The following is a 21,950-nucleotide window of genomic DNA, read 5'->3' on the forward strand; positions in this document are numbered from 1 at the left end:
ACTGACTGTTGACCGAGCCATACTCTGTGCCGTGGGGAGGAACTAACTATCGCTTAGTTACCTAGTAACTTATGCTGTGCGGGAGCTGACATGTTTTCCCATTAGTACCGGGCCTCCGCATTCCATCCGGAGGGACGCGCGCTGAGGCATCAGAACACTCCCGGGTCGCCGGACGGGGAGAACGGCAGACGCCGAGACGGCGGTGTACATCCTCCGCCCGGCGACGGTGAGGGGGGTTCGCCCACGACGCGGGCGAACGACCCCGCCCGGCGACCATGGAAGGGCCCTGAGCGGCACCCCGCCCAGGAGTGCGCCCTGCGCAGCCGCCGCGCCGCCGACTGCCTCCAGCACGGCGCACAGGAACGTCTGGTGGCACTGCTGCTCGGCCTCGGCCTGGTCCGCGAACAACTGGGCCGGGAGCCCGGACCCGCACCGGCGGTGGACGCCGCCGAGGAGGCGCTGGCCCACGTCAGGGACGCGACGGCCGCCCTGTACCCCGGTGTCCTCAAGCCGCGTGGGCTCAAGGCGGCCCTCGTCGGCCTGGCGGCACAGAGCCCCGCGAAGGTCAACGGTCCAGGTACAGGCCGACCTGGACGTCGATCTCGTCGTGACCGTCACGGACGACGGTGCCGCACCCGGCCGTACCGCGGACGAGGCACCCTTGACGGCCATGCCGACGAAGTGTCCGCCCCGAACGGGACTCTGAGCGTCCGTCATACACCCGGTTCCGGCACCACGTTCCGCGCCGTCATCCCCCTGCGGCACCGGTGACCCGCCGCCGCGGCAGGGGCCAGGACATCCCCATGGGAGCAGGCGACGTCCGCGGGAAGAGACGGACATCGACGAGTTCCTTGAGGCATGCCTTGAGGGCGACTGGATCGAGTAGCAGAACCACCTGGCACGCTCTCGCACGTTCATGTGATGTGAGGTCGCTGAACAGCTGGGAGCCTGACGCCACCGAACTCGATGAAAGGGCGTGGTTGTGATGCCGTTCGTGACGGTGGGGCAGGAGAACAGCGGTGCGATCGAGCTGTACTACGAGGACCACGGAAACGGTCGACCGGTGGTGCTGATTCACGGATATCCGCTCAACGGGCATTCGTGGGAGAAGCAGGAGCGGGTGCTGCTGGAGGCGGGGTACCGGGTGGTGACCTACGACCGGCGGGGGTTCGGCCGGTCGTCGCAGCCGGTGGTGGGGTACGACTACGACACGTTCGCGGCGGACCTGAAGGCGCTGCTGGAGCATCTGGATCTGCGGGATGTGGCGCTGGTCGGGTTCTCGATGGGCACGGGTGAGGTCACGCGCTATCTGGGCCGGTACGGTTCGGACCGAGTGGCGAAGGCAGCCCTGCTGGGTGCGATTCCGCCGTTCCTGCTGAAGACGGAGGACAATCCGGAGGGCGTGGACGCGTCGGTTTTCGAGGGGATCAAGGCGGCGGTGCTGAAAGACCGGCCGGCCTATTTCAAGGATTTCCTCGACAACTTCTACAACGTCGACATGTACGCCGGGTCGCGGATCAGTGATCAGGCGTGGCAGAACAGTTTCAATGTGGCCGTGGGCGCGTCGGCGTGGGCGGCGTACGCGTGTGTGGACACGTGGCTGACGGATTTCCGGGACGATCTGCCGAAGATCGACGTGCCGACGCTGCTGGTGCACGGGGACGCGGACCGGATCCTGCCGTACGAGGCCACGGCGAAGCGGCTGCCGGGGCTGATCCGCGACCTGACGTTCGTGACCGTCGAGGGAGGCCCGCACAACATCGCCTGGACCCACCCAGAAGAAGTCAACCAGGCCCTCCTGGACTTCCTGGCGAAGTAGTTCCCCCTCCACCCCGACCGAGGAAGGACGTCCCCATGGCCACCACCACCCAGCCGGCGAGCGGACAGCCGCGCGGCAGCCAGCCCCTGCTGCACCAGAAGAGCCCCGTCATCCAGGAGTTCGGCACCGTCAAGCAGTTCCCCCTCGGGCTGAGTGCGGACAGCCGCCTGTACTCCTGCCAGCGCCTCACCCGCGTACTCGCCGACACGCAGATGCTGTACCACCTGTACAAGAAGCACCACTGGCTGATGCGCGGAGCGACCTTCTACCAGCTCCATCTGCTGCTGGACAAGCACGCCGACGAACAGCTCCAGTTGGTCGACACCCTGGCCGAGCGCGTCCAGACGCTGGGCGGCGTCGCGGTCGGCGATCCACGGCACGCCGCCGAACTGACGAGCGTGCCCCGGCCCCCGGACGGCGTGGAGGAGGTCCCGGCGATGCTCTCCCGCCTCCTTGAGGCCCACGAGATCATCCTCACCGAGGCCCACGACGCCGCCGCGCGGGTGGCCGAGCTGGGCGACGACGGCACCAACGACCTGCTCGTCTCCCAGGTGATCCGCACCGGCGAACTCCAGTGCTGGTTCCTCTCCGAGCACCTCGTCGACACCCCCCTCGTCCGCGCCGACGACCCCCGCGGCTGACCGCGACCCGGCCGGCTGACCACGGCGCCGGCGGCCGACCGCGACCCCCGCAGCCGGCCGGACCCCCGCAGCCGGCCGGGGATCCGCGCGGCCGATCGCACCACCGAGCCACCTCCACACAGGAAGCGCAGGACATGACCGCATCCGATGTGAACCAGACGTCGAACCCGGACGACGGCTCGGTCGGCCGCACGGCCACGGGCGGCGACGGCCCGGCCGACGACAGGCGCCCCGCCCACCGCGCCTACCACCACCCCGCGGCCGGCTGGGGCGCCGCCAAGAGCGTCTCCCGGGTGCTGATCAAGGAACGCGCGCTCTTCGACGGGCCCCGCGCGATCTTCAAGATGAACCACGAGAACGGCGGCTTCGACTGCCCGGGATGCGCCTGGCCCGACGACACCAAGGGTCTCAAGCTCGACATCTGCGAGAACGGCATCAAGCACGTCACCTGGGAGATGACCCCCAAGCGGGTCGGGGCCGCCTTCTTCGCCGAGCACACCGTCTCCGAACTCTCCGAGTGGTCCGACTTCGCCCTGGAGGACCAGGGACGGCTCACCGAGCCCCTCGTCTACGACGCCGCCGCCGACCGCTACGTGCCGATCAGCTGGCAGGACGCCTTCGCCCTCATCGGCCGCGAACTGCGCGCGCTCGACAGCCCGGACGAGGCCGCGTTCTACACCTCGGGCCGGCTGAGCAACGAGGCGACCTTCCTGTACCAGCTCATGGCCCGAGAGTTCGGCACCAACAACCTGCCGGACTGCTCCAACATGTGCCACGAGGCGTCCGGCCGGGCCCTGACGGCGGCCCTCGGCACAGGCAAGGGCACCGCCGACCTCAAGGACTGGGAGACCGCCGACGCCCTGTTCGTCATGGGCGTCAACGCCGCCTCCAACGCACCCCGCATGCTGACCGCGCTCGCCGAGGCCTACCGCCGCGGCGCTCAGATCGTCCATGTGAACCCGCTCGTCGAGGCCGCGGCGACCAGCACGATCGTGCCGCACGAGTTCACCGACATGGCCCTGTTCAAGGCGACCCGCACCAGCACGCTCAACCTCCAGGTGCGGGCGGGCGGCGACATGGCCCTGCTGCGGGGCATCGCCAAGGCGGTCCTGGAGCAGAGCCGTACCGACCCCAAGGCGCTCGACAGGGAGTTCATCGAGCGCTACACCCACGGCTTCGCGGAGTACCGCGCCCTGTGCGAGGCCACCGGCTGGGCGGAACTGGAGCAGCAGTCCGGACTGACCCGCGCCGACATCCTCAGGGCCGCCGAGATCTACTCCCGCTCCGACCGCACCCTCATCAGCTGGTGCCTCGGCCTCACCCAGCACGAGCACGGTGTGGACACCGTCCGCGAGATCGTCAACGTCCTGCTGCTGCGCGGCAACCTCGGCCGGGAGGGCGCCGGCCCCTCCCCGGTGCGCGGGCACAGCAACGTCCAGGGCAACCGCACCTGCGGTATCGACCACCGGCCCCGGCAGAAGTTCCTGGACCGGCTCGCCGAGGTCTGCCACATCGACCCGCCCCGCGCCCACGGCATGGACACGGTCGACACCATCAAGGCCATGAACGAGGGCCGGGTGAAGGTCTTCGTCGGGATGGGCGGCAACTTCGTCCTGGCCGCGCCGGACACCGCGTACACCGCCCAGGGCTTGCGGAACTGCGCGCTCACCGTGCAGGTGAGCACCAAGCTCAACCGCAGCCACCTCGTGCACGGAGAGAAGGCGCTGATCCTGCCCTGCCTGGGCCGCACCGAGAAGGACCACCAGCGACGCGGACCGCAGTCCGTCTCCGTCGAGGACTCCATGAGCATGGTGCACCTGTCGGCCGGCATGAAGAAGCCCGCCTCACCGCACCTGCTGTCCGAGCCGGCCATCATCGCGGGCATGGCGCGGGCCGTCCTCCCGGACAGCGCCGTCCCGTGGGAGTCCTACATCGAGGACTACGACCGCATCCGGGACACCATGGCCCAAGTCCTCGACGGCTTCGAGGACTTCAACCGCCGGGTGCGGCTGCCGCTGGGCTTCCGCATCAAGCAGCCCGCACGCGAACTGGTCTTCCTCACCCCCTCCGGGCGCGCGGAGTTCTCCGCCGCGCCGCTGCCGGAGGCACCGCCTGGGGACGACGTGCTCATCCTCCAGACCATGCGCAGCCACGACCAGTGGAACACCACGATCTACTCCGACAACGACCGCTACCGCGGGATCAGCAACCTGCGCACCCTCATCCTCATGAACGGGGACGACATGCGGGCCCGCGGCATCGGACCGGACAGCCTGGTGGACATCACCGCCACCGCCCGCGACGGCAGCGAGCGGTACCTCAAGCGGTACCGGGCGATCGAGTACAGCATGCCCCGCGGCTGCGCCGCCGGATACATGCCGGAGATGAACGTGCTGATCGCCGCGAGCGACTACAGCCGCCAGAGCAACCAGCCCCTCATGAAGAACATCAAGGTGCGCGTCACCCCCAGCGCCGAGGACTGACGGATCCCCCATGAGGACAGCCGAAGCGGCACGCCTTGACGCGACTCACCGGAGGGCCACCTCTTCGGTGCCGGGAGAGCGCGGCCGGTCGGCCGAGCGGGCCAGCCGCTGCAGTGCCCGCTCGCCTGCCGGGTCGACGTGGAAGGTGCCGAGCTGGTGGCCCGGCGTGCCGTTGATGGTGAACGACTGATAGGTCAACTCCAGGGCGCCGACCTCCGGGTGCAGCAGCCACCCGCTCTGGTGGGTCTTCGCGCGGATGTCGTACCTTTCCCAGAGACGGGCGAACTCCCGGCTCTCGGCGCACAGTTGTTCCGCCAGGGCGCGCAGTGCCCCGTCCTTCGGGTGCAGCGACGACGTCGCGCGCAGGCTCGCCACGCAGGTCCATGCGAGCCCTTCCCAGTCGCGGTAGAACCGCCGGGCGGAGGGGTCCAGGAAGATGAAGCGGGCCAGATTCGTCTCCGCGCCCACGACGGAGAACAGCGCCCTGCCCGTGTCGTTCGCGGCCAGGATGTCGAAGCGACGGCTCATGATCAGCGCCGGGGTGCTCCAGGAGTCGATCAGCCGTACGAGGTGCCCGGCCACGCGTTCATCGGCGGGTGAGGTGGCGCGGCTGCGCAGTCCCTGCCGGGCCAGGCTGTGCAAGTGCTCCGCCGCCTCGGCATCGAGTCCGAAAACCCGGGTCAGCGCGTTGAGAACCTGGTCGGACGGATGTTTCTCACGTCCCTGTTCCAGGCGTGCGTAATACCCCTCACTCACACCGGCCAGCATGGCCACCTCATTGCGCCGGAGCCCTGCGGTGCGTCGACACCCCTCGTCCGGCAGGCCCACCTGCGCCGGTGAGGTGGCAGCACGGCGAGCTCGTATGAACTCACCCAGAGGATTGGTGCTATGCATTCAAATAAGGTTACTTGCTGGCCTGACACATCAAGCGTCACGAAACCCCACGTGGGTGTACGTGGCGCGTCCCCCCATGTGCGGTCCAGTGTCGGACGCTGTCGGGGGACCCCGATCCTCACCGGTTGCTGACAGGTTCTTGACCCTGCCTGGCTACTCTCCCGCCCATGCCCAGGACTTCCAGCCGTACAGACGGCTACCAGAACCGGACACGCAGGCACGCGAAACGCGAAGTCGCCCTGACCGGAGCGGCGTTGGCCGCGGCCCTCACCCTGTCCCTACCCGCCGGACCCGCTACGGCGGCTCCGCACAGCCCGTCCGTCACGGGCGCCGCGCGCGCCACGGGCGGCTCGGGTGCCTCGGGCGGCGTCGCCACCCACCCGGAGGCGGTCACCCCGGCGCAACAGCAGGCCGTGCTGGACTACTGGACCCCCGAGCGTATCGCTGCTCTCACCTCGCCGTCCGCCGGCAAGCCGCCGAAGAGCGGCCCGGACGGTGCGCCGTGGACCGGTTCCGACACCCTGAGCCGGACGGTGGGCAGGCTCTTCTTCACCGATCACGGCGAGGACGCCAGTTGCACCGCCACCGTCGTCACCAGTGCAAACCGCAGCACCGTGGTGACGGCCGGGCACTGCATGAACAGCACCGACCTGCTCGGCGAGGACAACCAGTGGGCGGCGAACGTGATGTTCGTCCCCGGCTTCCGTGACGGCCGCGCGCCGTACGGGAAGTTCGTCGGCCGGCTGGGCGTGGTCGATGCCACCTGGCTGCAGAACGACGCCGTCGACTCGCTGAAGTTCGACGCGTACGACCAGGCGTTCGTGGTCCTCGGCACCGACACCCGGGGTCGCAGGGTGCAGGACGCGGTCGGCGCCGCCCAGCGCATCGGCTTCGACCGGCCGGGCGATCGCAAGGTCTACGAGTTCGGCTATCCGCGGTCCGCCTCCGACCCGGCGCGGGAGGGCCTGCCCGAGTACACCGGTGCCCGGCTCGCCTTCTGCACGGGCCCGACCCGCGAGTACCCCGGTACGTCCGACTTCCCCGAGCCCAGGGGCCAATGGGGCAACGCCTGCGTGATGGGGGGTGGCTCCAGCGGCGGTCCACGTATCGCCGCCTTCGACCCGGCAACCGGACTCGGCACGGTCGTCGGCGACAACAGCCAGAGCGCCTTCTTCACCACCGCGGGCAGCGTCTGCGACGACTCCGACGACCCCACGTGCAGCCGCTACCTCGTCGGCCCGCAGTTCACCTCCGCGATCACCGGCCCCCTCTACGAGGCCGCCCAGCACGCGGACTGACCGTTCCGCATGGGTTCGATTCCCTGACGGACCAAGAGGGACCACGGCCGTTGCGCGGCCGGACGCGGTCGAGTCGGACGATGATGACGATGGTGGCGGGAGCTGTCGTTGTGCCGGTCCGCCGGCCATGTCTTCGGCCGCCCTCGGTCGAGGGCGGCGACCTCGCGTACGGCCTCGGTGATGGCCGGGAAGTCCTCGTGGCTTCGTCCCGCCGGCCGTACGGGAACGCGCTGTCGACCAGCACAGCGCCCAGGGCATGCTCCGGATCCCGCCGGCCGAGCGCGCCGTGACGGCGTCATGGAATGCTCACTTCATGTCTGATCAACGCGAGGTCGCCATCGTCCGCTGGCCGGGTCAGGCCCCTTTCGCCCAGGACGGGCCGGCCGAGCTGCTGGCGGCCTACCATCTGCAGACCCAGGCCGAGAAGGGTGAGGCCTGCGCCGGTGTGGACGAGCTGCCGGACCGCTACCGGGTAGAGATCACGGATCCACACGCCGTGTTCGCCGATGATGTGGTGCTACTGGCGTTGAGCGGGGACACGGCGGTGGGCTGCGTGGTGGTCACCGCCCGTGTCGACGGCCCCTCCGAGGTCAAGAGGCTCTGGACGGATCCGGAGTTCCGGGGGCGGGGCATCGCGTCCAGGTTGGTCAGGGCCGCGCTCGCGCAGGCTGCGGAAAGCGGCGTCAGCCTGGTGCGGCTGTCGGTGTGGAAGTGGCGTGCAGCCGCGATCGCCCTGTACGAGCGGCTCGGATTCACCGTCACCGAGTCGTGGGACGAGCGGGACGGGCTGGTCTGCATGGAACGTGCCGTGTGAGGGACCACGGCCCTTCCATGCCTGCCGAGCCCCGCACCGGGGCCACCCTACCGATACCGGAGACCGGTCCCTTGCCGCAGAACCAGCGGGGCGAGCGGGCGCGGTCGTCGCGCACGCTGTGCGGCGGGAGACGGACACGGTGATCTGCCGGCTGCGGTGAGCCGGGTCACCAGCCGGCGCGGACCGCTGCTCACCAGAACGGTCAGGGCGTAAGAGTCCCGTCAAAGGCGTACCGGCTGCCGTAAGAGAGCCGTCAACGGGCGATCGGATCCGGTCGGAGAGGAGGTTTGCTCTAACCGTCCGTTTCCACCGAACCTCACTCCAGGAGTCAGCGATGGCCGATCTGGCCTTCGTCGTCACCGTGCTCGCGGTCTTCGCGCTGGTGGCCCTTGTCGCCAAGGGGGTGACGAAGCTGTGACCGCCGAGAACATCGTCGGCCTCGTCGTGGCCGTCGCCCTGCTGGGCCATCTCGTCCTCGCCCTGATCTTCCCGGAGAGGTTCTGACGGTGACATCAGCTGCTACCGCAGCGGGCGACATGGGTCCCGTACTCGCAGGCGTGCTCCAACTGCTCGCCCTCATAGGCGCGCTGGCGCTCGTCTACGTTCCCGTCGGCACCTACACGGCCCGGGTCTACTCCTCGCACAAGCACCTCCGCGTCGAGAAGTGGATCTACAAGGGCATCGGTGCCGACCCCGACACCGAGATGACCTGGCCCGCGTATCTGCGCGGGATCCTGGGCTTCTCGGCCGCCGGCGTCCTCTTCCTCTACCTGCTCCAGCGTCTGCAGGGCGTCCTGCCCGGCTCGCTCGGCTTCACCTCGGTGAACCCGGCGCAGTCGTTCAACACGGCCGTGTCCTTCGTGACCAACACCAACTGGCAGTCGTACTACGGCGAGCAGACCATGGGGCACGTCGTGCAGACCGCCGGTCTGGCCGTGCAGAACTTCGTCTCCGCCGCCGTGGGCATGGCCGTGGCCGTGGCCCTCGTCCGCGGCTTCGCCCGCTCCCGCACGGGTGAACTGGGCAACTTCTGGGCCGACCTGGTCCGCGGCACCCTGCGCATCCTGGTGCCGATCGCCGCGCTGGCCGCGGTCGTCCTGGTCGCCTGCGGTGTGATCCAGAACTTCTCCGGCATCCACGGGGTCGGGCAGTTCACGGGGGGCTCGCAGCAGTGGAACGGCGGCGCGGTCGCCTCGCAGGAGGCCATCAAGGAACTGGGCACCAACGGCGGTGGCTACTTCAACGCCAACAGCGCCCACCCGTTCGAGAACCCGAGTCCGTTCACGAACCTGCTGGAGATCTTCCTGATCCTGGTGATCCCGTTCTCACTGACCCGCACCTTCGGCGTGATGGTCGGCAGCGTGAGGCAGGGCTACGCGATCCTCGCCACGATGGTCACCATCTGGCTGGGGTTCGTCGCGCTGATGATGTGGACCGAGTACGCCCACCACGGCCCGGCGCTACAGGCGGCCGGCGGGGCGATGGAGGGCAAGGAGGTCCGCTTCGGGATCGGCGGCTCGTCGATCTTCGCGGTGTCGACCACGCTGACCTCCACGGGTGCGGTGGACTCCTTCCACTCCTCCTTCACCGGTCTGGGCGGCGGCGTCACCATGCTGGGCATGATGCTGGGCGAGATCGCGCCCGGCGGCGTCGGCTCCGGCCTGTACGGCATGCTGATCATGGCGGTCATCGCGGTGTTCATCGCCGGCCTGATGGTCGGCCGTACGCCCGAGTACCTGGGCAAGAAGATCGGTGCGCGCCAGATGAAGCTCGCCGCCTGCTACATCCTGGTCACCCCGGCGCTGGTGCTGGTCCTCACCGCGGCCTCCATGGCCCTGCCGAGCCCGCCGCACTCGATGCTCAACCCTGGCGCGCACGGCTTCTCCGAGGTGCTGTACGCCTTCACGTCCGCGTCGAACAACAACGGTTCGGCCTTCGCCGGTCTGAACGCGAACACCGACTGGTTCAACACCACGACGGGGCTCGCGATGCTGCTCGGCCGCTTCCTGCCCATGGTCTTCGTCCTGGCCCTGGCCGGCTCGCTCGCCGGACAGCAGCCGATCCCGGCCACGGCGGGCACCCTGCGCACCGAGCAACCGCTGTTCACCGGCCTGCTGGTGGGCGCGATCCTGATCATCACCGGTCTCACGTACTTCCCGGCCCTGGCCCTGGGCCCGCTCGCGGAAGGGCTGGCGTGATGACCACCCGCACAGAGAAGTCAGAGGACTCGATGTCCACAGCCACACCCACCCGGGCCCCGCACAGCGGCGTCCCCACCGCGCACAAGCCCGCCGAAGGACGGGCCGGAGCGGGCCTGTTCGACCCCGAACAACTGGTCACGTCGCTGCCGGAGGCGTTCCGCAAGCTCGACCCGCGGGTGATGGTCAAGTCGCCCGTGATGTTCGTGGTGTGGATCGGCTCCGCCCTCACCACGGTGTTCTCGTCCACGGATCCCGGTGACTGGTTCGGCTGGACGATCAGCGTGTGGCTGTGGCTGACCGTGATCTTCGCCAACCTGGCGGAGGCGGTCGCCGAGGGCCGGGGCAAGGCGCAGGCCGACACCCTGCGCAAGGCCAAGACGGACACGGTCGCGCGTCGGCTCCTCGAGGACGGCTCCGAGGAGCGCGTCCCGGGCACCGACCTGACCATCGGCGACCTGGTGGTCTGCCAGGCCGGTGACATCATCCCCGGTGACGGCGATGTCGTCGACGGCGTCGCGTCCGTCGACGAGTCGGCGATCACGGGTGAGTCCGCTCCGGTGATCCGGGAGTCCGGTGGCGACCGTTCGGCGGTCACGGGCGGTACGAAGGTGCTGTCCGACCGGATCGTCATCAAGATCACGACGAGGCCCGGCGAGACCTTCATCGACCGGATGATCAACCTGGTGGAGGGGGCGGCACGACAGAAGACGCCGAACGAGATCGCGCTCAACATCCTGCTGGCCTCGCTGACGATCGCCTTCCTGCTCGCGGTGGCCACGCTGCCGCCGTTCGCCACCTACGCGGGTACGCACCTGACCATGGTCGTGCTGGTCGCCCTGCTGGTCTGCCTGATCCCGACCACGATCGGCGCCCTGCTCTCCGCGATCGGCATCGCCGGCATGGACCGGCTCGTGCAGCGCAACGTGCTGGCCATGTCGGGGCGCGCGGTCGAGGCCGCGGGTGACGTCTCCACACTGCTGCTCGACAAGACCGGGACCATCACGCTGGGCAACCGGCAGGCCGCCGAGTTCGTGCCGGTGCGCGGCACCACCGAGGCCGAGGTCGCGGACGCCGCCCAGCTGTCGTCGCTGGCCGACGAGACGCCCGAGGGCCGCTCCATCGTCGTCCTGGCCAAGGAGGGGTACGGGCTGCGCGAACGCCACCAGGGCGAGCTGACGCACGCCGAGTGGATCGCCTTCACGGCCCAGACCCGTATGTCCGGTGTCGACGTCGACGGGCGCAAGGTCCGCAAGGGCGCCACCGCCTCGGTCGTCGCCTGGGTGGAGGAGCAGGGTGGCACGGTCGCCAAGGACGCCGACGCCCTCGCGAACCGTATATCCGAGGCGGGCGGCACCCCGCTGCTGGTCGCGGTGGAGGACGAGCAGGGCGCCCGGGTCCTGGGCGTCGTCCACCTGAAGGACGTCGTCAAGAAGGGGATGCGGGAGCGGTTCGAGGAGCTGCGCCGCATGGGCATCAAGACGGTCATGATCACGGGTGACAACCCGCTGACCGCCAAGGCGATCGCCGCTGAGGCGGGCGTCGACGACTTCCTCGCCGAGGCCACCCCCAAGGACAAGATGGCCCTCATCAAGCGGGAGCAGGCGGGCGGCAAGCTGGTCGCGATGACCGGTGACGGCACGAACGACGCGCCGGCCCTCGCCCAGGCGGACGTCGGCGTGGCCATGAACACCGGTACGTCGGCCGCCAAGGAGGCCGGCAACATGGTCGACCTCGACTCCGACCCGACCAAGCTGATCGAGATCGTGGAGATCGGCAAGCAGCTGCTGATCACGCGCGGTGCGCTGACCACCTTCTCCATCGCCAACGACGTCGCGAAGTACTTCGCGATCATCCCGGCGCTGTTCGCGGCCGTCCACCCGGGCCTGGACAAGCTGAACATCATGCGGCTGTCCTCGCCCGACTCCGCGATCCTGTCGGCGGTCGTCTTCAACGCGCTGATCATCGTCGCGCTGGTGCCGCTGTCGCTGAAGGGCGTGCGGTACCGGCCGATGAGCGCGGACCGGATGCTTCGCCGCAACCTCGCGATCTACGGCATCGGCGGCCTGGTCGCCCCCTTCGCCGGCATCAAGATCATCGACCTGCTCATCTCCTTCGTCCCCGGGATCGGCTGATCGCCATGAACAACTCCGTCACGAACACCGCCCGGTTGCTCGGGGCGGGCCTGCGCGCCCTCCTCGTGCTGACCCTGGTGACCGGCGTCGTCTATCCGCTGGTCGTCACCGGCATCGCCCAGGGGCTGTTCCCCGACAAGGCGAACGGCTCCGAGGTCACGGCGGACGGCAAGGTCGTCGGCTCCTCCCTCATCGGCCAGTCGTACAACCTGCCGCTGAACAAGGGCCGGCAGATCCCGGACGCGGACCTGAAGTGGTTCCAGGGCCGTCCGGCGAACGGCCTCGGCCCCAACAGCGTCAACACCCGGTACCAGCTGATCCTGTCCGGCGCGACCAACCTCTCGGCTGACAACACAGACCTGATCAAGCAGGTCGAGGACGCCAAGGCCGCCGTCGTCGAGGACAACTCGGTGCCCGGCTACACCGTCCAGCCGTCGGACGTCCCCGCGGACGCGGTGACCTCCTCCGGCTCCGGCCTGGACCCGGACATATCCCCGGCCTACGCCGCACTGCAGGCCCACCGGGTCGCCGCGAAGAACGACCTGCCGCTCGCACAGGTGGCGCGGCTGGTCAAGGACCACACCGAGGGCCGCACGCTGGGCTTCATGGGTGAGCCCCGTGTGAACGTCCTGGAGCTCAACATCGCGCTGCAGCACCTCACGGCGAAGCAGTGACGGCCTTGCGCGACGCAGCGGGAGCCGGCGGCCCGTGGAGGCATCCCGGGCCGCCGACTCCCGCTGCCCTGAAGCCGGTTGCCCCGCTCCCGGCCCGCTCGGCCGTACGACACGTCACTACGGCGTGGGCGCCGCCCTCGACGCAGCCACGGCCTCCGGCTCGCCGCCGCCCGTCCGCCCGACCTGGTCGTGCTCGACGTCTCGCTACCGTGCGAGGTCGATACACGCCACCGCTGACCTGCCGATTGAGCGCATCTTCCGGGCCCCGGCCGTCACTTCGGTGGCCCCGCTTCGCCGCTGACCGGGTACGGGGCGCTGACCGGGGCCCGGCTGGGCAACGGGCGGCCCAGCGCCAGCCGTGTCACGCGCGGCCAGTCGGCGGCCCTCCCGCTGCCCCGGAGCGCGTGCGGGCGGCGACGTGGTACCCGGACACGGAGTGCTCCGGGCGCGCTGCGGCACACGACGGGCGCGGGCAGGACGACGTGTTCCCCGTCGATACCGGCCGGGAGCGTGTCCGCGTCAGCTTCGACGACGACCTCCCTCGCGCTCAGCCGGAGCAGTCCCCCGGACCGCGCACCGCGCGCGGTCCGCGCCGCCTGAGCGGTGTTGTCGACCCGTACGCACACCAGGCCGAGCAGCCCTGCGTCCAGCCGTTCCCTGCGCCCCGGACGGGCTGCGTCGACAACACGTCCGTATGGATTGTTGCTGACCAGCAGGGCCTGGAGTCGCTCGAAGCAGGTCCGGTCGGCTCGCGCCCGCAGCCTGGGCGAGCCCTCGCCGGTGAGGAGACCGGGGAGGGTGCGCAGGGTGGTGCGCACCTTGGCGGCCCGGTAGTCCGGTTCCGTGACGACGGACGCGTACGTTCCGAACGAGGCGTTGTTGACGAAGACAGGGTCCGCGGCGTACCCGAGGTCGACGCGCAGTTCCACGCCGTCGGCCAGGGCTTCCAGGGCCGCCGCCGGATCGTCACGGTCCAGGCCGAGGTCGAGGGCGAAGTGGTTGCGGGTGCCGGCGGGAATCACCACGAACGGCAGGTCGTGGCGCGCCGCGACCTCGGCCACCAGGGCCTGGGTGCCGTCGCCGCCCGCCACTGCCAGGAGGTCGGCTCCTTCGGCGACGGCCCGCCGGGCCAGCTCGGTGACGTCCTGGCCCCTGGTGAGCAGGGCGACCCGGCAGCCGGCCGCCTCAGCCTTCTCCACCAGGTGGAAACGGTCCACCTTGCCCCCGCCGGAACGCGGATTCATGAGGACCCAGGGGGCGTGCGGTGCTTCGCCGACAGTCCTGCCGCAGGCGCTGTGACCGGATGTCAGGGCCGTACGTGCCGCTGTGACGGCCACCATCCACAGGGCCAGGGACAACGCGGCCGGCGCCAGCATGCCGAAGGCGGCGTACAGGGACAGCACGGTGACCGGCGCGGCCAGTGACAGGGCCGCCCCGAGGAGACGGAGCGCACCGGTGTGCGCCAGGGCCCACCACACGCCGACGGCAGCGAGCGCCAGGCCTGAGACGCCGATCAGCACCCACAGCACACTGCGCAGACCGGCGGTGACGAGCGGCACCAGGATGCTCGCCAGCCCGGCGAGTACGGCGAGGCGGGCCCGGCCGACGCTGCCCTCGCGTGCGGCCCGGGCCCCTGACCCCGCCGATCCCCTCGCATCCCCGCCGTGCCGTCCCACCTGTCAGCCCTTCTCTTCCCCCTCACATCCCGCGCGTCGAGCGCTCCTCGGGCGGGCGGAAGAGGTTGCCGCGGTCGACCACGCACAGGGCCCAGATGATGAAGCCCGAGATGGTGATCATCACGACCGACCACACCGGGTAGTACGGCAGGGAGAGGAAGTTGGCGATGATCACGAGTCCGGCGATGGCCACACCGGTGACGCGCGCCCACGTCGCGGTCTTGAACAGCCCCATGCTGACGATCACGGCGACCACGCCCAGGACGAGGTGGACCCAGCCCCAGCCGGTCAGGTCGAACTCGAACACGTAGTTGGACGTCGTCAGGAAGACGTCGTCCTCGGCGATGGCCATGATGCCCCGGAAGATGTCGAGCAGACCGACGAGCAAGAGCATCACGGCTGCGAAGGCTGTCAGGCCGGTTGCCCATCCCTGCCTCGCCGTGTATGCCGCCTGGGTGGGTGTCGCGGTCATCATGCGCCTCGCTTCGTGGTGGGCGGATGGTCAGCGGCCTGCGCTGCGGTCGGTGGTGCAGCCTGCGTCGCCGGACCCTGTCCGGCCAGTACCAGTTCCTTCGCCCTGCGGAACTCCTGGTCCGTGACGGCGCCCCGGTCGTGGATCTCGGACAGTTCGGCGAGCTCGTCGATGCTGCTGGGCCGGCCGCCGGCCGCGGTCTGCCTGATGTAGGCGTTGAACTCCTCCTGCTGCGCGCGCGCCTGAGCCACCTCACGGCGGCCCATGTTCTTGCCGCGGGCTATCACGTAGACGAGTACGCCCAGGAAGGGCAGAACGATGCAGAACACCAGCCACCCGGTCTTCGCCCAACCGTTCATGGTGTCGTCACGGAAGATGTCGGTGATGATCCGGAACAGCAGGATGAACCACATGATCCACAGGAAGAACACGAGCATGGTCCAGAAGGCACCCAGCAGCGGGTAGTCGTACGCCAGGTAGGTCTGTGCGGTCATGTCCGACCTCCGTCCCGGGCGTTCGCCCGGCAGCGATTCTGTGCCGTTTCTCAGCGTGCCCACGGCAAACAACGAGCGGCCTCACCCGGCGCGGGTGAGTGTGTGCGACCCGAGGACGCCGCCGCCCGTGTTCCTGGCGGCAGGCAGGCCGGCAGCAGGAAGGCTGCCGGACGATCAACCGGGAGAGGGCAAGGGCCCCGCGGGGGACGGCGGGCCGGGGCCGGTTCTTCCGAACAGGACCAGGTCGACCGGTGCCATCAGGTCGATCAGGGTGAAAGGCCGCCGGGCCCTCCGGCACCGCACACCGCCCGGGCCCGTCACTCCGGAAGCTGCCGCATCTCCACGACATGCAAAGCGGGGAGGGCGAGGATTCCGTACCGGGCCGCTCACCGCGCGGCGGCGGACCGGACGTGAGCCAGCCCGCTGCCAGCTCGTGCAGTGAGGCGGTCGCCAGCAGCGGGCGGATCCACGCTCCGGCGTCGAGGAACGGACGCCGCAGCCGCTCGCGCCGGGCGTCGAGAAGCGCGTGTGCCACGAGCCTGCGCGCGGTGGCGGTGTCTCCCGCCCCCTGCGCGACCTGAGCCCTCACCAGTCCCGCCCGCACGGCGACCGCCGGCCCCGTCCCGCCCTGGGTGTGGATGCTGTCGAGCAGGTCCATGGCCGCCTCGGGACGGCCTGCGGCGACCTGGATCGCCGCGGCCTCCACAGCACACGCCGGCTGGTCGCCGGACACCTCCCGGAGCACCTCGGCGGCTTGGTCGGGCCGTCCTTCGGCCAGGTGGGCGGCGGAGGCGACGAGCGCCTCATGACCTTGCGACCAAGGTGAGGCCACGGCGGCGGAGACGGACGGGTCCGCCGCCTGGACGGCGGACCGTGTCCTGCCCCTGGCCATCAGAAGACGAGCGGTGGCGAGGGCTCGTCCCGCCGCCGGCACCGGATCACGCGCGCCTGGTGCGAGCTGGGCCGCTTCGTCGAGCAAGGCTTCAGCCCGGTCCAGCTCATGACGGTCGACGGCCACGGCAGCCAGGACCAGTTGTCCGATGCCGGAGCCCACCGGCTGAGACATGCCGACCCGCTCCGTATCGGACACCGAGGCCAGCGCTTTGCGCTCCGCCCGGCCGGTCCAGCCGTTCAGGTAGTCGAGCAGCGCGAGGTGCCCCATCGACTCCTGACGGGGCAGCACGGTGAAGATGCCGCCGGGAGCACCGGCCGCGGTGGTCGGGGCAGCGCGCGCGTCCTCGAAACGCCCTGCCCACAGGAGCGCCGATCCCAGATCGGCCGACAGCAGGGCGGGGAGCTCGGGATGCTTGTCCAAGAGGTGCGCCGGGACTGCCTGGCGTAGTTCGGAGGCTGCTGCGGCGGCCTTCTCGGCCCGTGCGGGACATCCGGTCAATCGGGCGGCCAGCGCCTCCAGCAGTGCACAGGTCAGCCGGGCGGCCGCCAGGTCGGGTGCCGCATCCGGCGCCGGTTCGGGCGCGTCGGCGGCCAGACACTCCTCGGCGTGGCGCAGGCGTGGCAGGCCTTGGTCGATGTCGCGCCGTGCCAGATCGCGCCGCGCGCACGAGATCCGTCGCGGGGCTCCTGGCCCCGGGCCCCATGTGGGAGAACAATTCGACCAGGTCGCCCGAGCGCAGGCCGGTGAAGAGCCGGCCGATCGCCAGGTCGTCGACAAGGGCACCGGCGGCCAGATCCCAGTCGTCCGCGGCGGCGCCGTGGGCGAGTGTCTCCGCCAGGAGCCCCGAACGACGCAGCCACCGCGCGGCCCGCCGGTGGAGTTCCGGCTCGAGCCCGGGAAGCCGCACACGCAGATGGGCCCGGAGTATCTCCCCGAACAGCGGGTGCAGCCGGTACCACGAGTGCCCGAGGCGTTCGACGAACGCGTTGGCCCGGTGCAGCGCGACGAGAAGGGGTTCGGCATCGGTGCGGCCGGTCAGCGCGTCGGCCAGGTCGGGACAGAAGCGCTCCATGATGCTGACACGCAGCAGGAGGTCCTGTGTCTCCTCCGTCTGACCCTTGAGGACCTCGGCCGACAAGAAGTCCGCGATCGTACTGCAGCCCGCCTCGAACTCCTTCAGGTAGACCTCTGGATCGCCGCTCTCCTGGGGGGCCAAGGCACACAGGCGCAATCCGGCGGCCCAGCCTCGGGTACGGTCCACCAGCGGACGCGCGGCCGGGACCGGAAGGCTCAGGCCGTGCAGCTGCAGCAGCGCGACGGCTTCCTCGGGGGTGAAGGCCAGCTCCGCGGCGCGGATCTCCGTCAGCTCGCCGGCCGTCCGGTAACGGTGCAGCGGCAGCAGCGGCTCCGAACGGGTGATGAGGACGAGGTGCAGCCCGCGCCCGGCGTGGCGCAGAACGAACTCCAACTGCTCCGCGACCTCAGCGACGGTCACACGGTCGTACTCGTCGAGTACCAGGACGACGGGCCGGTCGCGATGGCTCAGCTCGGCGGCGAGCGCCGCCAGCAGCTTGCGGTGCACCCAGGTCGCCTCCGCAGGGGTCCCGACCGCGTCGGATACGGGCGCACCGCAGGCGCGCAGGGCCTGAACGACGTACGCCCAGAACACCCCCGGATGACGGTCTCCCGCTTCGACGGTGAGTCAGGCGACCGGCTGCCGCAGTTCGGCGGCCCAGTCGGCGGCCAGCAGGGTCTTACCGGCTCCGGCCGGGCCGTTGAGCAGTGTCAGCGGCGTTCGGAGCGCCTGGCCGAGGTGGTCGACGAGCCGCTGCCGCCGCAGGAACGTGATCGGTCTGGCTGGGTGGGCGAATCGGGTGCGCAGAAACGGCTCTCCCAGAGGATCGACGCCCGCGACGGCCGCAAGACTCAGATCGGTCGGTCCCTGGGCGTTTCCGTAGGTCTCGGCCATGGCGTTCATCACCCCTGTCCGCCAGGGCCGTCATGGCGCCCTCTCCCCAGCATCCCAAGATCACCGCCCCGGCGCGCGGCACACCGGACCAACGGCTCGCTTCACCATGTGATCCCTGCGGCACGATGGCCGCGCCCGCGGTGACGTCGCCTCTGCTGCGGGCGGATGTGTCCTACGCCAACCGCAGACCCGGCTTCCTCACTGTCCCCGTACCTCGGCTGCGGAGATCCGCCCGGGCACCCTGCACGCCAGAACGGGGAGAGCGCTCATGTGGACCGTCGGCTCGCCGGCCCCGGGCGGGCCGAGACGTCGGAAGGTGCCAGCGCCAGGTGCTCCTCCGGGCACTCCACGACGACCTTCACCGGAGTGCCGCAGGTCCTGTGCGTGAGGTGCACGACCGAACCGTCGGGCTCGCCCGCGTACGTCTCGCCCCACTGACGAAGCGCCATCAGGACGGGCCAGAGGTCCCAGCCCTTGCGCGTCAGGCGGTACTCGTGACGTGTGCGGTGTCCCGGCTCCCGATAGGGGACCGTCTCCAGGACGCCGGCCGCGACCAGTTTGCGCAGCCGGTCGGTGAGTACCGCTTCCGACAGACCGACGTGCCGGCGGAAGTCGTCGAACCGCGTGACCCCGTAGGCGGCGTCGCGCAGGAGGAGAAGCGACCACTTCTCGCCCACGACGGCGAGCGCGCGCTGGACCGGGCAGTTGTCTGTGCTGATCTCAACCCACTTCACACCGGAACCGTACCCTGACTTCATTATTGACAGTCAGATTGGAGTGCGGATAGCGTCGCCCGACACTGTCAGTTCAGGAGGCACCATGGGGCGCTCACGCACCTACGAGTGGCAGGACCCGGCCATCACGGCCGCCGCCGTAGGCCGGAAGACGGGTCTCGAGTTCATGCGGGACCTGCTGTCGGGAGACCTGCCCAGCCCGCCGCTCAGCGCCACCCTCGACTTCACGCTCGACGAGGTCGAGCACGGCCGCGCCGTCTTCTCGTTCCTGCCGGGCGAGGAGCACTACAACCCGATCGGCAGTGTGCACGGCGGTGTTTTCGCCACCCTGCTGGATTCCGCGTTGGGGTGTGCCGTCCAGACCACACTGCCCGAGGGAATGGGCTACACCTCGCTGGACCTCCACGTGAAGTTCCTCCGCCCGATCACGGTCGACACCGGACGGGTGCGGGCCGTCGGCACCATGGTGCACGGAGGCCGTCGCACCGCCTTGGCAGAGGCACGGATGTTTGACCCCCGAGACCGGCTGCTCGCACACGCGAGCAGCACCTGTTTGCTGTTTCCGCTGCCCACTGAGTGAGCTGCCCCCGGTGAGGGGTGCTTCCTCGGATCCCGGTCAGCGGGGGAGGGCCGTCGACGGCGACCCCGGCGCATGAAGGTGGTTCCCGGCCAGGCCGGCCCTCGTCAGTGCGGCGTTGATCCCTGCCGTCGCGGCAGCCAGGGGCGCCCGTAGAGGGTCCCGTGTGTTCCCGACCTGGCTGAGAGGTGCGAACGGTACGGAGGATGGTCCGCCCGACGGGGGTGGTCCGCTGCCCGTGGGGGAGAAGCAGGACAGCTGGGCCGTCCGGGAAGCGGACTGCCGGGATGAGCCCGGAGCCGTTCGACGGCATCACGGCACGCGTGCCGGGTCAGTCCTTTCCGCTTACTCGCGACAGTTGAATACACCGAACTCACCAGCATCAACCCCGGCCCCCACTTACACTCCCTCGGTGAACAACATGCGGTGCACTCAATGCGGTCAGGTCGGGCTTGAGCAGGGCTTTGTCAGTGACAGTGGCCAGGGCTCCCGCGGGTACGCGCGATGGTTCGGAAGCCTCCTTGAGCGGGGCATATTGGGCATGGCCAAGACGCGGGGCCTGCCGCAATGGCAGATCGATGCCTTCCGCTGCCCGAACTGCGCACACCTGGAACTCTTCGCCGTCCAGCGATTGAACCTTCGTGGGTGACGTCTCGCGACGGTTCGTGATCTTCGTTCAGGTGGTGCGGCCATGCCCCCACTGGAGCGGGGTGACGTCCAGGGTGCCGGCGTCTCGCCGACCGCCACGACGCCGCGTCCCGGCCGAGCAGCTTCACCCAGCTTCAGTTGAACTAGGGTCCGTCTTCAAAGATCGCCGTGTGGTGGATCATGGTGCCGTGATACGTCGCCATGAACTCACCGACCCTGAGTGGGAGTTGCTGGCTCCACTGATACCGCGGGCTGCCACGGGTCGGCCACGGGTGGCAGACCGGCAGGTCATCAACGGCATGGTCTACAAGATTCGGACCGGGATCTCGTGGCGTGACCTGCCGGAACGCTACGGGCCGTGGAAGACGGTCTGTACGCGCTTCCGCCGCTACGCCCTTGAGGGTGTGTTCACTCGAGCCTTGCAACAGATACAGGCCCAGGCCGACGCCTCCGGTGACATCGACTGGCTCGTCCAGCTCGACTCGACCATCGTCCGCGCTCACCAGCACGCCGCGGCCACCGGCCGAAAAGGGGGCGCCAGTGGCAGGACGAACCGGACGATCACGCCCTCGGCCGATCCCGAGGAGGCCTGACCACCAAAATCCACAGTGATGATGGCTGGGTGATCGCTTCGGACCTGACCCAAAAATCCACCGACGCTGTTGAGTTGTCCTGGCGAGGATGCGTCGGTCCGGGGCGATCATGCGCGTGGCCAGTCGGACTTTCGTACCTTATAGGAGCCTGACCAGAGGTCCCATCACTGTGTTGTCCGTCTGCCCGACCGGCCGGTGCTAGCCCGTTTCAAGAGCGTGGGTTCGGAAGGACAGCACCAGCAGCATGACAGCCAACGAGGCAACCCAGATAACTGTGGTCGGCGGGATCGACACCCACACCGACTTCCACCAGGCCGCCGTCATCGACACTGTGGGCCGGCAGCTGGCCACCGAATCATTCGAGACGACCCCGGACGGCTACTGGCGACTGCTGGAATGGTTCGCCTCCCACGGCGAGATCATCGCTGTCGGGATGGAGGGGACCGGTTCCTACGGTGCCGAGCTCGCCCGCTTCTTGCGCGGCAACGGACTCACGGTCATCGAAGTCGACCGCCCCGACCGCAAAGCCCGCCGTGCCAACGGCAAGTCCGACCCCGTCGACGCCTACGCGGCCGCCACCGCTGTTCTGTCAGGCCGTGCCGACGGCATCCCCAAGACCCGTGACGGCATCGTGGAATCCATCCGGGTCCTGCGTGTGGCCCGCAACTCCGCGGTCAAGGCCCGTACCCAGGCCATCAACCAGATCCGCGCTCTGATGATCAGCGCCCCCAGCGAGGTCCGCGACAGATTCCGCGGCTTGTCCGCCAAAGATTTGATCGGCACTCTCGCCCGCTCCCGCCCCACCGGGGACCTCGAAGATCCCGCTTACACGACCAAAGTCACCCTGAGGCGACTGGCCCGCCGCTATCAGGCCCTGGACGAGGAGATCAAGGAGGCGGAAGCCGAGATCGGCCCGCTGGTCACCAAAGCTGCCCC

At 69.6% G+C, this 21,950-nt stretch carries 17 protein-coding genes and 1 pseudogene; 12 read left to right on the plus strand and 6 right to left on the minus strand.

Annotation, left to right across the window (positions count from 1 at the left end; translation table 11 throughout):
• Positions 1 to 985 precede the first annotated feature (985 nt).
• The 3 genes from ACGFRF_RS35175 to ACGFRF_RS35185 all read left to right on the plus strand — a co-directional run bounded on the left by ACGFRF_RS35175 (position 986) and on the right by ACGFRF_RS35185 (position 4,943).
• On the plus strand, positions 986 to 1,819 hold the full coding sequence (locus ACGFRF_RS35175; protein ID WP_393747061.1) for an alpha/beta fold hydrolase: 834 nt from the start codon (positions 986 to 988) through the stop codon (positions 1,817 to 1,819).
• Positions 1,820 to 1,854: 35 nt separating this feature from the next.
• Positions 1,855 to 2,460, plus strand: a complete 606-nt coding sequence (locus ACGFRF_RS35180; protein WP_393747063.1) for a Dps family protein — start codon at positions 1,855 to 1,857, stop codon at positions 2,458 to 2,460.
• Between the two features lie 134 nt (positions 2,461 to 2,594).
• The gene (locus tag ACGFRF_RS35185; RefSeq protein WP_393747065.1) at positions 2,595 to 4,943 is read left to right on the plus strand and encodes an FdhF/YdeP family oxidoreductase; all 2,349 of its coding nucleotides are present in this window, start codon (positions 2,595 to 2,597) and stop codon (positions 4,941 to 4,943) included.
• 45 nt (positions 4,944 to 4,988) lie between these two features.
• Here the strand turns inward: ACGFRF_RS35185 and ACGFRF_RS35190 are convergent, their stop codons facing one another.
• Positions 4,989 to 5,837 carry a helix-turn-helix transcriptional regulator gene (locus ACGFRF_RS35190; protein ID WP_393747067.1) on the minus strand — a complete coding sequence of 283 codons (849 nt, stop codon included), beginning with the start codon at positions 5,835 to 5,837 and terminating at the stop codon, positions 4,989 to 4,991.
• 167 nt (positions 5,838 to 6,004) lie between these two features.
• Here ACGFRF_RS35190 and ACGFRF_RS35195 point away from each other — a divergent pair, with 167 nt between their 5' ends.
• From ACGFRF_RS35195 to ACGFRF_RS35220, 6 genes are all read left to right on the plus strand, one after another.
• Entirely contained in the window at positions 6,005 to 7,135 is a 1,131-nt protein-coding gene (locus tag ACGFRF_RS35195; protein ID WP_393747068.1) for a trypsin-like serine peptidase, read from the plus strand.
• A gap of 313 nt (positions 7,136 to 7,448) precedes the next feature.
• Positions 7,449 to 7,949: a GNAT family N-acetyltransferase gene (locus ACGFRF_RS35200; RefSeq protein WP_393747070.1), complete on the plus strand. Its 501-nt coding sequence runs from the start codon at positions 7,449 to 7,451 to the stop codon at positions 7,947 to 7,949.
• A 414-nt stretch (positions 7,950 to 8,363) separates the two neighbouring features.
• Entirely contained in the window at positions 8,364 to 8,453 is a 90-nt protein-coding gene (gene kdpF / locus ACGFRF_RS35205) for a K(+)-transporting ATPase subunit F (protein WP_393747072.1), read from the plus strand.
• A gap of 32 nt (positions 8,454 to 8,485) precedes the next feature.
• Complete coding sequence (gene kdpA / locus ACGFRF_RS35210) at positions 8,486 to 10,147, plus strand: potassium-transporting ATPase subunit KdpA (protein ID WP_393747104.1); 1,662 nt, start codon at positions 8,486 to 8,488, stop codon at positions 10,145 to 10,147.
• A 32-nt stretch (positions 10,148 to 10,179) separates the two neighbouring features.
• Complete coding sequence (gene kdpB, locus ACGFRF_RS35215) at positions 10,180 to 12,282, plus strand: potassium-transporting ATPase subunit KdpB (RefSeq protein ID WP_393747074.1); 2,103 nt, start codon at positions 10,180 to 10,182, stop codon at positions 12,280 to 12,282.
• 5 nt (positions 12,283 to 12,287) lie between these two features.
• Positions 12,288 to 12,956: a potassium-transporting ATPase subunit C gene (locus ACGFRF_RS35220; protein WP_393747076.1), complete on the plus strand. Its 669-nt coding sequence runs from the start codon at positions 12,288 to 12,290 to the stop codon at positions 12,954 to 12,956.
• Positions 12,957 to 13,228: 272 nt separating this feature from the next.
• Here ACGFRF_RS35220 and ACGFRF_RS35225 read toward each other — a convergent pair whose 3' ends face one another.
• The 5 genes and pseudogenes from ACGFRF_RS35225 to ACGFRF_RS35245 all read right to left on the minus strand — a co-directional run bounded on the left by ACGFRF_RS35225 (position 13,229) and on the right by ACGFRF_RS35245 (position 19,196).
• Entirely contained in the window at positions 13,229 to 14,632 is a 1,404-nt protein-coding gene (locus ACGFRF_RS35225; protein ID WP_393747078.1) for a diacylglycerol/lipid kinase family protein, read from the minus strand.
• 22 nt (positions 14,633 to 14,654) lie between these two features.
• Positions 14,655 to 15,104: a hypothetical protein gene (locus ACGFRF_RS35230; protein WP_393747106.1), complete on the minus strand. Its 450-nt coding sequence runs from the start codon at positions 15,102 to 15,104 to the stop codon at positions 14,655 to 14,657.
• Positions 15,104 to 15,598 carry an SHOCT domain-containing protein gene (locus ACGFRF_RS35235; RefSeq protein WP_393747080.1) on the minus strand — a complete coding sequence of 165 codons (495 nt, stop codon included), beginning with the start codon at positions 15,596 to 15,598 and terminating at the stop codon, positions 15,104 to 15,106. The genes ACGFRF_RS35230 and ACGFRF_RS35235 overlap by 1 nt, the downstream gene beginning before the upstream one ends.
• Positions 15,599 to 15,950: 352 nt before the next feature.
• Positions 15,951 to 18,462 (minus strand): annotated as a pseudogene (locus ACGFRF_RS35240) (AAA family ATPase); the annotation flags it as partial.
• A 266-nt stretch (positions 18,463 to 18,728) separates the two neighbouring features.
• Positions 18,729 to 19,196: a winged helix-turn-helix transcriptional regulator gene (locus ACGFRF_RS35245; protein ID WP_393747082.1), complete on the minus strand. Its 468-nt coding sequence runs from the start codon at positions 19,194 to 19,196 to the stop codon at positions 18,729 to 18,731.
• 85 nt (positions 19,197 to 19,281) lie between these two features.
• On the opposite strand from ACGFRF_RS35245, the gene ACGFRF_RS35250 reads away from it, so the two are divergent.
• The 3 genes from ACGFRF_RS35250 to ACGFRF_RS35260 form a co-directional block, all read left to right on the plus strand.
• Positions 19,282 to 19,776, plus strand: coding sequence for a PaaI family thioesterase (locus ACGFRF_RS35250; RefSeq protein WP_393747084.1), 495 nt, complete (start codon positions 19,282 to 19,284; stop codon positions 19,774 to 19,776).
• A gap of 833 nt (positions 19,777 to 20,609) precedes the next feature.
• Entirely contained in the window at positions 20,610 to 21,014 is a 405-nt protein-coding gene (locus ACGFRF_RS35255) for an IS5 family transposase (protein WP_393747086.1), read from the plus strand.
• 244 nt (positions 21,015 to 21,258) lie between these two features.
• The coding region (locus ACGFRF_RS35260) for a transposase (protein WP_393747088.1) at positions 21,259 to 21,950 on the plus strand (692 nt) is incomplete at its 3' end.

Source organism: Streptomyces sp. NPDC048521, from assembly GCF_043199855.1.
Lineage (GTDB): Bacteria > Actinomycetota > Actinomycetes > Streptomycetales > Streptomycetaceae > Streptomyces.